4 protein-coding genes (1 of these 4 running past the window's edge) are annotated in these 13,872 nt (G+C 71.4%); all 4 read left to right on the plus strand.

All coding sequences use genetic code 11. The features are described from left to right. Tightly spaced (at most 26 nt apart), the 4 genes in view from ACY0MJ_RS10990 to ACY0MJ_RS11005 form a layout consistent with a single transcriptional unit that may run on beyond the window. On the plus strand, positions 1-9,708 hold the 3' end of the coding sequence (locus ACY0MJ_RS10990; RefSeq protein WP_462638477.1) for a tandem-95 repeat protein. 18,060 nt of this gene lie to the left of the window's left edge; the window shows 9,708 of its 27,768 coding nt (coding positions 18,061-27,768); the start codon falls outside the window, past its left edge; its stop codon occupies positions 9,706-9,708. 26 nt (positions 9,709-9,734) lie between these two features. Beyond that, the gene (locus ACY0MJ_RS10995) at positions 9,735-11,720 is read left to right on the plus strand and encodes a TolC family protein (RefSeq protein WP_462638479.1); all 1,986 of its coding nucleotides are present in this window, start codon (positions 9,735-9,737) and stop codon (positions 11,718-11,720) included. Positions 11,721-11,722: 2 nt separating this feature from the next. Further along, entirely contained in the window at positions 11,723-12,541 is an 819-nt protein-coding gene (locus ACY0MJ_RS11000; protein WP_462638481.1) for an efflux RND transporter periplasmic adaptor subunit, read from the plus strand. Between the two features lie 5 nt (positions 12,542-12,546). Next, positions 12,547-13,872: an efflux RND transporter periplasmic adaptor subunit gene (locus ACY0MJ_RS11005; RefSeq protein ID WP_462638482.1), complete on the plus strand. Its 1,326-nt coding sequence runs from the start codon at positions 12,547-12,549 to the stop codon at positions 13,870-13,872.

The following is a 13,872-nucleotide window of genomic DNA, read 5'->3' on the forward strand; positions in this document are numbered from 1 at the left end:
GGCGACGCCGTCACGTATGCCAAGGCGAGCGACCCGGCCAACGGCACGGTGGTCGTCAACGCCGACGGCACCTACACGTACACGCCGGACGGCGACTTCAACGGCAGCGACAGCTTCACGTACGGCATCAGCGACGGCAAAGGCGGAACGAACACGTACACGGTCAGCGTGACGGTCACGCCCGTGAACGACGCGCCGATGGCCGGCGCCGACGCGATCACCACGACCGAGGACACGCCGAAGTCCGGCACCTTGCCGGTGGCCTCCGATGTCGACGGCGACACCGTGACGTACGCCAAGGCCGGAGATCCGGACCACGGCACGGTGGTCGTGAACGCGGACGGAACCTATACCTACACGCCCGCCGCGAACTACAACGGCAGCGACAGCTTCGACTACACCGTCAGCGACGGCCAGGGCGGCAGCGCCACGTACACGGTCAGCGTCACGGTGACGGCCACGAACGACGCGCCGGTCGCGGCGAACCTGGCGATCACGACCGGCGAGGACAGCGCCAGTTCGGGCAGCCTGCCCGCCGCGGCCGATGTCGACGGCGACACGGTCACCTACGCCAAGGCCGGCGACCCCACCAACGGCACGGTGGTCGTGAACGCGGACGGCACGTACACGTACACGCCCGATGCCGACTTCAACGGCAGCGACAGCTTCGCCTACAGCGTCAGCGACGGCAAGGGCGGCAGCAACACCTACACGGTGAGCGTCACGGTCACGCCGGCGAACGACGCGCCGGTGGCCGCGGCCGACGCGATCACCACGCTGGAAGACACGCCGAAGTCCGGCGCCCTGCCGGTGGCGACCGACGTCGACGGCGACGCCGTGACGTACGCCAAGGCCAGCGACCCGGCCCACGGGACGGTGGTCGTCAACGCCGACGGCACCTACACGTACACGCCGGCCGCCAACTACAACGGCAGCGACAGCTTCAGCTACACCGTCAGCGACCCCAGCGGCGGCAGCAACACCTACATGGTGAACGTCACCGTCGACGCCGTGAACGACGCGCCAGTGGCGGCCGCGCAGGCCGTCACCACGACGGAAGACACGGCGAAGTCGGGCAGCCTGCCGGGTGCCACGGACATCGACGCGGACACGGTGAGCTACGCGAAGGCCAGCGATCCGGCCAACGGCGCCGTGGTCGTGAACGCCGACGGCACCTACACGTACACGCCCGACGCCGACTTCAACGGCAGCGACAGCTTCGACTACACCGTCAGCGACGGCAAAGGGGGCAGCAACACCTACACCGTCAGCGTGACGGTGACCCCCGCGAACGACGCGCCGGTGGCCGGGCCGGCGGCGATCGTCGCGACCGAGGGCGCCGTGAAGTCGGGCAGCCTGCCGGCGGCCACCGATGTCGACGGCGACGGCGTGACCTACGCGAAGGCCAGCGATCCCGCCAACGGTACCGTGGTGGTCAACGCGGACGGAACCTACACCTATACGCCGGCGGCCCACTTCAACGGCAGCGACAGCTTCTCCTACACCGTGAGCGACGGCCAGGGCGGAAGCAACACCTATGCGGTGAGCGTGACGGTGAACCCGGTGAACGACGCGCCGGAAGCGGCCGACCTGGCGATCTCCACCGCCGAGGACATCGCCAAGACGGGCAACCTCCCGGCCGCGGCGGACGCCGACGGGGACGCGGTCACCTACGCGAAGGCCAGCGACCCCGCCAACGGCGCCGTGGTCGTGAACGCCGACGGTTCCTACACCTACACGCCCGATGCCGACTTCAACGGCAGCGACAGCTTCGACTACACCGTCAGCGACGGCAACGGCGGCAGCAACACCTATACCGTCAGCATCACGGTGACGCCGGTCAACGATGCGCCGGTCGCTGCCGGCGCAGCGATCACGACCGACGAGGACACGCCTTTCTCGGGCAGCCTGCCGGCGGCCACCGACGCCGAGGGCGACGCGGTCAGCTACGCGAAGGCCAGCGACCCGGCCAACGGCAGCGTGGTGGTGAGTGCCGACGGCACCTACACCTACACCCCGAACGCCAACTACAACGGCGCCGACAGCTTCGACTACACGGTCGCCGACGGCAACGGCGGCAGCCGCACCTACACGGTGAACGTCACGGTGGACCCGGTGAACGACGCGCCCATCGCGGCCTCGTTCTCGATCTCCATCACGACCAGCGAGGACACCAGCAAGTCGGGCAGCCTGCCGGCAGCGGCGGACGCCGAAGGCGACCCGATCACGTACGCCAAGGCGAGCGACCCGGCCAACGGCACGGTCGTCGTGAATGCCGACGGCACCTACACCTACACGCCGGACGCCGACTTCAACGGCACGGACGGCTTCACGTACAGCGTCAGCGACGACCAGGGCGGCAGCAACACCTACACGGTCACCGTCCTCGTCGATCCGGTGAACGACGCGCCCGAGGCGGCGCCCGCTTCCATCGCGACGGCGGAGGACACGGCGGTCTCGGGCATCCTGCCGGCCGCAACCGACGTCGAGGGCGACCCGGTCAGCTATGCGAAGGCCAGCGACCCGGCCAACGGCACCGTCGTCGTCAACGCCGACGGAACCTACACCTACACGCCCTTCGCCAACTTCGCCGGCGCCGACAGCTTCAACTACGTGGTCAGCGACGGCAACGGCGGCAGCAACACCTATGCCGTGAGCGTCACGGTCACGGCGGCGAACGATGCGCCGGTGGCCGCGCCGCTGGCGGTGACGATCAGCGAGGACACGGTCGCCTCGGGCACGCTGCCGGGGGCGGCCGATGCCGAGGGCGATGCCGTGAGCTACGCGAAGGCGACGGACCCCGACCACGGAATGGTGGTCGTCAACGCCGACGGCACGTACACCTACACGCCGGATGCCGACTTCAACGGCAGCGACAGCTTCGACTACACGGTCAGCGACGGCGGCGGGGCCAGCAACACCTACACCGTCAGCGTGACGGTGGACCCGGTGAACGACGCGCCGGTGGCCGCCGCCGACGCGATCACGACGCCCGAGGACGTACCGTTCTCGGGCAACCTGCCGGCGGCCAGCGACGTGGAGGGCGACGCCGTCAGCTTCGCCAAGGCCAGCGACCCGGCCAACGGCACGGTGGTCGTGAACGCCGACGGCAGCTACACGTACACGCCGGATGCCGACTTCCACGGCAGCGACAGCTTCAGCTACACCGTGAGCGACGGGAACGGCGGCAGCAACACCTACACGGTGGACGTGACGGTCGCCCCGGTGAACGACGCACCCGTGGCCGCGCCCCTGGCCATCACGACGACGGAGGACACCGCCAAGGCGGGCAGCCTGCCGGCCGGCGCGGATGCGGACGGCGATGCGCTCACCTATGCGAAGGCGGGCGATCCCGCCAACGGCACGGTGGTCGTGAACGCGGACGGCACGTACACGTACACGCCCGATGCCGACTTCAACGGCAGCGACAGCTTCTCGTACACCGTCAGCGACGGCAACGGCGGCAGCAACACCTACTCGGTGAGCGTGACGGTGACGCCCGCGAACGACGCGCCGGTGGCCGCGGCCGATGCGATCACGACGTCCGAGGACACGCCGTTCACGGGCAACCTTCCGGCCGGCACCGACATCGACGGCGACGCCGTGACCTACGCCAAGGCGAGCGATCCGGCGCACGGCACGGTCGTCGTCGACTCCGACGGGAGCTACACCTACGCGCCCGACGCCGACTACAACGGCAGCGACAGCTTCAGCTACACGGTGGGCGACGGGCAGGGCGGCTCGAACACCTATGTGGTGAGCGTGACGGTCGCCCCCGCGAACGATGCGCCCGTGGCCGCGGCCCAGGCGATCACGACGGCGGAAGACACGCCGGTCTCGGGCAGCCTGCCGGGCGGCACGGATGTCGACGGCGACCCCGTCACGTACAGCAAGGCCGGCGACCCGGCGAACGGCACGGTGGTCGTGAACGGCGACGGCAGCTACACGTACACGCCGGCTGCCGACTTCAACGGCAGCGACAGCTTCGACTACACCGTCAGCGACGGGCAGGGCGGGACGAACACCTACACCGTCAGCGTGACCGTCACCGCGGCCAACGACGCGCCGGTCGGCGCCGGCCTGGCGATCACGACGACGGAGGACACGGCGGCATCGGGAGTGCTGCCGGCCGCCACGGACATCGACGGCGACGCGATGATCTGGTCCAAGGCGAGCGACCCGGCGCACGGCACGGCGGTCGTGAACGCCGACGGCACCTACGCCTACACGCCCGACGCCGACTTCAACGGGAGCGACAGCTTCAGCTACACGGTCAGCGACGGCCAGGGCGGCAGCAACACCTACACCGTCGACGTCACCGTGGATCCGGCCAACGACGCGCCGGTGGCCGCCGTGGTGTCGATCACCACCGTGGAAGACACGGCGAAGGCGGGCACCCTGCCGGTCGCGACCGACATCGATGGCGACGCCGTCACCTATGCCAAGGCCGGCGACCCGACCCACGGCACCGTGGTCGTCGACGCGGACGGCACGTACACGTACACGCCCGACGCGGACTTCAACGGCAGCGACGGCTTCAGCTACAGCGTCAGCGACGGCAAGGGCGGCACGAACACCTACGCGGTGAGCGTGACGGTCACGGCCGTGAACGACGCGCCCGTGGCGGCAGCGGCCTCGATCACGACGAGCGAGGACACGGCGACCTCGGGCAACCTGCCGGTGGGCACGGACGCGGAGGGCGATCCCCTCGTCTACAGCAAGGCGAGCGACCCGGCCAACGGCACGGTGGTCGTCGGCACCGACGGCAGCTACACGTACACGCCGGCCGCCGACTTCAACGGCACCGACAGCTTCTCGTACACGGTCGGCGACGGAAAAGGCGGCAGCAACACCTACACGGTGAACGTGACGGTCGACCCCGTGAACGACGATCCGGTGGCTGCGCCCCTGGCGATCACGACGGCGGAAGACACGGCCCGGTCCGGCAGCCTGCCGGCGGCGGCGGATGCGGACGGCGATGGCGTCACGTATTCGAAGGCCGGCGACGCGGCCAACGGCACGGTGGTCGTGAACGCCGACGGGACCTACACGTACACGCCGGACGCCGACTTCCACGGCACCGACAGCTTCGACTACACGGTCAGCGACGGCAAGGGGGGAACGAGCACGTACACGGTCAGCGTGACGGTGACCGCGGCCAACGACGCCCCTGTCGCCGGCGCCGATGCGATCTCCACGCCCGAGGACACGCCCTTCTCGGGCAACCTCCCGGCCGCCAGTGACGTGGACGGCGACGACGTGACCTACGCCGAGGCCAGCGGCCCGGCCCACGGCACGCTCGTCGTGGAGCAGGACGGAAGCTACACCTACACGCCCGCCGCCGATTACGAGGGCGGCGACAGCTTCACCTACACCGTCAGCGACGGCCAGGGCGGCAGCAACACGTACGGCGTGAGCATCACGGTGACCGCCGCGAACGACGCGCCGGTGGCGGCGGACCTGGCGATCACGACCGCCGAGGACACGGCGACATCGGGCAGCCTGCCCGCCGCCACCGATGCCGAAGGCGACGCGTTCACCTACGCCAAGGCCAGCGATCCCGCGAACGGCACCGTGGTGGTCAACGGCGACGGCAGCTACACCTACACGCCGAACGCCGACTTCAACGGCAACGACAGCTTCACGTACAGCGTGAGCGACGGGAACGGCGGAACGAACACGTACACGGTCGAAGTGACGGTCATGGCCGTGAACGACGCCCCGGTGGCCGGCGGCCTGGCGATCACGACCGCAGAGGACACCGCGGCCTCCGGCAACCTGCCGGGTGCTTCCGACGCCGACGGCGACATGGTGAGCTATGCGAAGGGGATCGATCCCGCCAACGGCACGGTCGTCATCGACGCCAACGGCGCGTACACGTATACGCCCGACGCGAACTTCAACGGCACCGACAGCTTCACCTACTCGGTGAGCGACCGGAAAGGCGGGAGCAACACCTACACGGTGAACGTGACGGTGGATGCCGTGAACGATGCTCCGGTCGCGGCAGGTGCTTCGATCACCACCAGCGAGGACACGCCGGTCTCGGGGAACCTGCCCGCTGCGGCCGACGCGGACGCCGATCCCTTCACCTATGCCAAGGCCAGCGATCCCGCGAACGGCACCGTGGTGGTCAACGGCGACGGCAGCTACACCTACACGCCGAACGGCGACTACAACGGCGGCGACAGCTTCACGTACACCGTGAGCGACGGCAAGGGCGGAACGAACACGTATACGGTGAACGTCACGGTGAATGCCGTGAACGACGCGCCGGTTGCGGCTGGCCTGGCGATCACGACCCCGGAGGACACGGCGACGTCGGGGAACCTCCCGGCCGCGAGCGATGCCGATGCCGACACGGTCACGTACGCGAAGGCGAGCGATCCCGCGAACGGCACCGCGCTGGTCAATGGCGACGGCAGCTACACCTACACGCCGAACCCCAACTTCAACGGCAACGACAGCTTCACCTACCGCGTGAGCGACGGCCAGGGCGGCACGAACACCTACACGGTCGACGTGACGGTGAACGCCGTGAACGATGCGCCGGTAGCCGCCACGCAATCGATCACGACCCCCGAAGACACGGCGCGATCGGGCATGCTCCCGGCCGCGACGGACGCCGACGGCGACTCCGTGACCTACGCCAAGGCCGCCGATCCCGCGAACGGGACGGTGGTGGTCAACGGCGACGGCAGCTACACCTACACCCCGAACGCCGACTACAACGGCGCCGACAGCTTCAGCTACACGGTCAGCGACGGCAACGGCGGCAGCAACACCTACACGGTGAACGTCACGGTCGCCTCCGTGAACGACGCCCCGACGGCCGCGCCGCTGGCGATCGCGACGGCGGAAGACACGGCGAACTCCGGCAGCCTGCCGGCCGCCACGGATGCGGATGCCGATCCGGTCACCTACGCCAAAGCCGGCGACCCGGCCCACGGCACGGTCGTCGTGAACGCCGACGGCACCTACACCTACACCCCGGTCGCCAACTACAACGGCCCCGACAGCTTCACCTACCGCGTGAGCGACGGGCACGGCGGCAGCAACACCTACACGGTGGACGTCATGGTGAATGCCGTGAACGACGCGCCGGTCGCCGCGCCGCTGGCGATCGCGACGGCGGAAGACACGGCGAAGTCCGGCACGCTGCCGGCGGCCACGGACGCCGACGGCGATGCGGTCACCTACGTCAAGGCCGCCGACCCGGCCCACGGCACCGTCGTCGTCAACGCCGACGGCACCTACACCTACACGCCGAACGCAGACTACAACGGCGCCGACAGCTTCAGCTACACCGTCAGCGACGGCAACGGCGGCAGCAGCACGTACACGGTGAGCGTGACGGTCGCCGCGGTCAACGACGCGCCCGTGGCCGCGCCGCTGGCGATCGCGATGGCGGAAGACAGCGCCAGGTCGGGCAGCCTGCCGGCGGCCACCGACGCCGATGGCGATGCCGTCACGTACGCGAAGGCCGGCGACCCGGCCCACGGCACCGTGGTGGTGAACGCCAACGGCACCTACACCTACACGCCCGACGCGAACTTCAGCGGAAGCGACAGCTTCCGCTACAGCGTCAGCGACGGCCAGGGCGGCAGCAACAGCTACACGGTGAACGTCACCGTCAATGCCGTCAACGACGCCCCCGTCGCCACCCCCGTCGCGATCGCGACCGCCGAGGACACGCCCGCGACCGGCACGCTGCCGCCGGTGACGGACGTGGAAGGCGACACCGTGAGCTACGCCAAGGCCGCCGACCCGGCCCATGGCACGGTGGTCGTGAACGCCGACGGCACCTACGTCTACACCCCCGGGGCCGATTTCCACGGCACCGACAGCTTCACCTACACGGTGAGCGACGGCCACGGCGGCAGCACGACGGCGATCGTGGTCGTCACGGTGGCGGCGGTCGACGACGCGCCGGTGTTCGGCGGCGACCTGGCCGCGACCGGCAGCGAGGACACGCCGGTCACGGGCGTCGTCACCGCGACCGACGTGGCCGACGGCATGTCCGCGCCGGACTTCACCGTCGTCGGCGGCCCGGCGCACGGCACCGTGACCCTCGACCCGGCCACGGGCCGCTGGACCTACGTGCCGGCCGGCGACTGGCATGGCAGCGACAGCTTCACCGTCTCGGTGAGGGACGACGCCGGCAAGGTCGCGACGCAGGTCGTGACGCTCACGGTGGTCTCGGTCAACGACGTCCCGCGGGCCAGCGACGGCAGCCTCGCGGCGACCCAGGACACCGCCGCGACCGGCCGCCTGCCGGCCGCCAGCGACGCCGACGGCGACGCGGTCCGCTACGCCAAGGCCGGCGACCCGGCCCACGGCACGGTGGTCGTGAACGCGGACGGCACCTACACCTACACGCCGGCCGCGGGCTACGCGGGCACGGACAGCTTCAGCTACACGGTCGGCGACGGCGTGGCGACCCGGACCTACACGATCCGCGTGACGGTCGCCCCCGTGCCCCTGCCGCCTGTCCTCCCCGGCCCGGTCACCGGAACGGGCGACGCCGTGCAGGCGCCCGCGCCGGCGCCCGCACCGCTGCCGCCGGCGCCGCCGCTGCCCGCCACGGGCGCCGTGCCGGCCTCGCCGGTCCTGGCCTCGTCGCCCTTCCTGATGCCGTCGCTGGCCGACCTGAACGTGCTGACGCTCACGCCGTCGGACTACGCGCTGGTGCGGCTGGACGTGCGCGATCCGGTGCGCAGCGCGATGCTGGGAACGACGACCGGCATCCTCGAGTCCTCGGACCGCGGCTTCCCCGCCGTGCGCGGCCCGCTCGCGGAAGGCGAGCTCGTGAACGGCGCCGCGCTGGCGGTCCTGCACGGCGTGCCCGACATCGCCTTCGGCCCCGACGGCCTGGACTACACGGTGCCGCGCGACGCCTTCATCCACACCGACGCGCGCGCCATCGTCCGGCTGCAGGCGCGGCAGGTGGACGGCCAGGCGCTGCCCGCCTGGATCCGCTTCGACGGCAGCACCGGCCAGTTCCTGGGCCGGCCGGCGGCGGGCGAGGGCATGCCGCACCTCGACGTGGAACTGATCGCGCGCGACAACGCGGGGCGCGAGGCGCGCACGCGCTTCAGCATGGACGGCAGCGACCGGCTGGGGCTCGCCCGGCTGGAGAACGGCGAGCCGGGCTTCGAGGTGGTGCACCTGTCGCCGGAGCAGCTGGCGATGGCGGCGGGCCGCAGCGGCGACCTGCTGGTGCCGTACGTGCCGATGCGCGACCAGCGCCACGTGTCCGGCCGCCCGCTGGACTTCCGCGTGCCGGCCGATGCCTTCGCGCACACGAATCCGCATGCGGTGGTGCGCCTGAGCGCGCGCCTGGCCAGCGGCGAGCCGCTGCCGGCCTGGCTGGCCTTCGACCGGGTCAGCGGCCGCTTCAGCGGCACGGCGCCGGACGATTTCAGCGGCACGCTGGACATCCGCATCGTCGCCCGCGACGACCACGGCCTGGAGGCCGTCACGCACCTGAAGCTCGCCTTCGAGCGCTCGCCGGTGCGCACGGCCGCCGGCCAGGAGCACGCGCAGGCGGAGCCCGCCAAGCGCGCGGCCCCGAGCTTCGGCGCGCAGCTGCGGCAGGTGCGGGAGCCCGGGGCGGACCTGGGACTCGTGAATCGTGCGTTGTCGGCGCGGCCTGCGCGCGACACGGACGCAAAAAACGGTGGGCCGCAGCGCACACATGGGATGTAATCGATGATCTACAGAGGGGATTCGACGTGAGAGCAGACAGGCAGGCCGGCCGGGTCCGGGGCGCTGCGCGCGCGGGAGCGTGCGCGGCCGCCTTGCTGCTCGCGGGCTGCGCGGTCACCCCGCAGCCCTTCACGCCGGAGCAGAAATCGACCTTCGCGCAGGAGGACCTGGCGGCCATCATCCGCGGCAGCGAGCCGGTCACGGCGCCGATCACGCTGGCCGACGCCGCCGCGCGCGCGATCCGGCACAACCTCGCGTTCCGCGTGCGGCAGATGGAAGTCGCGGTCCAGGCGCAGCAGCTGGATCTCTCGCGCTTCGACATGCTGCCGCGGCTGGCCTTGTCCGCGGGCTACACCTGGCGCGACAACGATGCCTTCGGCCTGGGCTACCAGCCCAATGGCACGATCAGCGCCGTGCCGTCCTCGGCGACGGAGCGCATCCGCAACACGGGCAACGCGGCGCTCACCTGGAACCTGCTGGATTTCGGCGTCAGCTACTACCGCGCCAAGCAGAACGCCGACCTCGTGCTGGTGTCCGAGGAGCGCCGCCGCCGCGCCCTGCAGAACCTGGTGCTGGACGTGCAGCTGGCCTGGTGGCGCGCCGAGGCGGCGCAGCGCCTGCTGCCCGAGGTCGACGAGGTGCTGGCCCGCATCGAGCAGGGCGCGGAGCGCTCGCGCCTGATCGAGGCGCGCAAGCTGCTGCCGCCGCTGCAGATCATCGCCTACCGCCGCTCGCTGCTGGACCTGCAGCAGCAGCTCAGCGCGCGCCGGCAGGACCTCGTGCAGTGGCGGGCCGAGTTTTCCGAGCTGGTGGGCCTGCGCCCGGGCGAGCCGTACCGCATCGCGCCGGTCGTGCGCTTCAGCCTGCAGCTGCCGGACCTGATCACGCGCGTGGACGAACTGGAGGCGCTGGCGCTGGAGCGACGCCCGGAACTCGGCGAGGAGCGCTACCGCCAGCGCGTCACGCTGCAGGAGGGCAAGAAGCAGCTGCTGTCCATCCTGCCCTCGCTGAACCTGAACGTCGGCGCCAACTACGACAGCAACCGCTTCCTGATCAACAACCAGTGGACGGAGGCCGGCGGCCTGGTGTCGTTCAACCTGCTGAAGCTGCTGTCGCTGCCGGCCATGCAGCGCAGCCAGGCGGCGACCGAGGAACTGGACAACGCGCGCCGGCTGGCCGCCGCCATGGCGGTGATGACGCAGACGCGCATCGCCGCGCAGCGCTACGACCTGCTGAAGCACGAGGTACGCATCTGGAACGAGGCCGTGATCGACGACCGCGAACTGCTGCGCGCCATGCAGGCCACGCAGCAGTCGGGCCTGGAAACCGAGCTGGAACTGATCCGCGCCTCCGCGCGCCTGGCGCTCACCGAGATCAACCGCGACGTGGTGCAGTCCAACCTGGAATACGCCATGGGCCGGCTCATGAACTCCGTGGGCTACGACGTCGTGGCCGCCGAGACGCCGGTGGGCGACGGGCCGACGCTGTCGGCGCAGCTGGCGGAGGCGCTCGGCAAGTTCGCCGCCGACAACTTCTCGACCGCGGCGCGGAACCCGATGCAGTCCATGGCCATCGGCCAGGTCACGGGCGTGCCGGAGTCCGCCCGCGCCGACTTCCTGGAATCCATGCGCCTGGTGCTGCGCATCGCCCGCATCCCGGTGACCGAGGGCGAGGCGGCCGTGCGCACCGACGTCGCCGTGGAGCTCGGCCCGCGGCAGGCGTCGGGCCGACCGGTCACCCTGCGCGTCACGCTGCTGCAGGGCGACGGCCAGAAGGTCCTGCGGACCGTGGAGACGCATTCCATGCTGGTCGAGCCGATCGGCGCCGAGCAGTGGAAGGTGCTGGGGGAGGCCGCGGTCTTCCGCGTCGCCGACCAGTTGCGGGCGCTGCTCGGCGGCCGCCTGCAGGCCAACGCCCGCGCCGACACGCTCTCGCTCACCGAAGGCAACGTCCTGAAGCTCGATCGCCGCTGGACCGGGCCGTCGCCCGCGTCCACCCAACCGCTGAAATGATCATGAAGTCCCTGTCCCTCCCCCTCCTGCTGCGCGCCGCCGCCTGTGCGCTGCTGCTCGCGCAGCCGCTCGCCTGGGCCCAAGGTCCCGCCGACCTCGCGCCGGCCGATGCGCCTCCCGGCGCGAAACCCGTCCCGTCGCCGGCGCCCGCGCCCGAAGCGAACACCGTGCGCGCGCTGGTCGTCGCCGACATGGAAGCGACCATCTCCTCGCAGCTGGCCGGTCGCCTCACCACCGTGCCCAAGCAGGTGGGCGACACCTTCGCCACCGGCGACCTGCTGGCCGCCTTCGACTGCCAGGACCGCCAGGCCGCCGTGAAGGTCGCGCAGGCGGAACTGCTCGGCGCGCGCGAAACGCACCTCGCCAAGCTCAAGCTGCAAAGCCTGGGCGCGGTGAGCGACCTCGACGTCACGCTGGCCGCCGCCGCCGCCGAGAAGGCGCGTTCGCAGGTGCTGCTGGCGCAGGTGCAGGAGAAGCAGTGCGCCGTGCACGCGCCCTATCCCGGCAAGGTGGTGCGCGTGCGCGCCAAGGCCTACGAGTCGGTGCAGGCCGGCCAGCCGCTGCTGGAGATCGTCAACCTCGCCAGCCTGCGCACGCAGCTGCTGGTGCCCTCGTCCTGGCTGCGCTGGCTCAAGCCCGGCGTGCCCTTCCAGCTGAAGGTGGAAGAGACCGGCGAGATGTACAACGGCCGCGTGCACCGCATCAGCGGCCGCGTGGACGGCAGCAGCCAGACGGTGGAGGTGGTGGGGCGCTTCGACCGCGTCCCGGCCAACGTGCTGCCCGGCATGATCGGCAGCGCCAGCTTCCAGGAGCGCCGCTAGCGGCCATGGAAGCCTTCGATCCCGGCCAGGCCCTGCTTCGCTACGAGGCGGAACTGGTCGCCGCGGCCTCCGCCGCCGAGGCCGGTTTCGTCGCCGTCAACCGGCTCGGCGCCTTCCTGCCGCACCGGCTGGCCGTCCTGCTGCAGCCCGACCCGGTGCGCCACGCGCGGGTCGCCGCCGTGTCGCACCTGCACGAGGTGGACGAGAACGCGCCGTTCGCGCAATGGCTGGCCCGGCTCGTGCGCAGCACGGGCGAGGCCGCGAGCAGCACGCTCACGGCCGCCGACGTGCCGCCGGAGCTCGCCGAAGACTGGGCCGAGTGGCTGCCGGAGCAGGCCATCGTCTGCCGGCTCGCCTCCCCTTCGGGCGTGCTCCTGGGCTGGCTGGTGCTGGGCTTCGAACAACCGATGGACGCCCCCGGCGTCGCGCTGGTGCAGCTGGCCGCGCGCCAGGTGGCGCTGGTGCTGGGCGCCTGGCAGGGACGCGGCTGGATCGCCCGCTGGAAGCAGCGGCCGCGCATCAGCCGCAAGCTGCTCGCGGGCCTGGCCGCGGCGCTCGCCGCGCTGATGCTGGTGCCGGTGCGCCTGTCGGCGCTGGCGCCGGCCGAGGTCACGCCGCAGCGGCCCGCGCCGGTGACGGCGCCGGTGGAAGGCGTGCTCGCGCGCTTCCACGTGGCGCCCAACACGCTGGTGAAGGCGGGCGACCTGGTCGCCTCGATGGACGACACGGTGCTGCGCAACCGGTACGCCGTGGCGCAGAAGGGCCTGGAGATCGCCCGCGCCGAATACGCGCGGGCCGGCTCCAAGGCCTTCGGCGACGACCAGAGCCGCGCCGACCTGCTGACACTCAAGGCGCGCATCGACGAGAAGCAGGCCGAGGTGGCCTACACCGAGGACCTGCTCGCGCGCATCCAGCTGCGGGCGCCCGCGGCCGGCCTGGTGATCTATTCCGACCCGGACGAGTGGATCGGCCGCACCGTGAGCACGGGGGAGCGCATCGCCACCGTCGCCGACCCCGCGAAAGCGCAGCTCACCGTGCACCTTCCGCCCGCCGACGCGATCCCGCTCGCGCCCGGGGCCGAGGTGCGCTTCTTCCAGAACGTCGCGCCCCTGAGCGCGCTCGACGCCCGCATCACGCAGGTGAGCTACGAAGCCGAGAACACGGTGGACGCGGGCCTGGCCTTCGTGCTGAAGGCCGAATTCGCCCCCGGCACCCCGCTGCCGCGCCTGGGCCTGCGCGGCACGGCCCGGCTGCACGGCGAGCGCGTGATGCTCGGCTACTACCTGCTGCGCCGGCCGCTCGGCTCGCTGCGCCGCCTGCTGGGACTCTGA

This window comes from Ramlibacter sp. bp-362, from assembly GCF_054956735.1.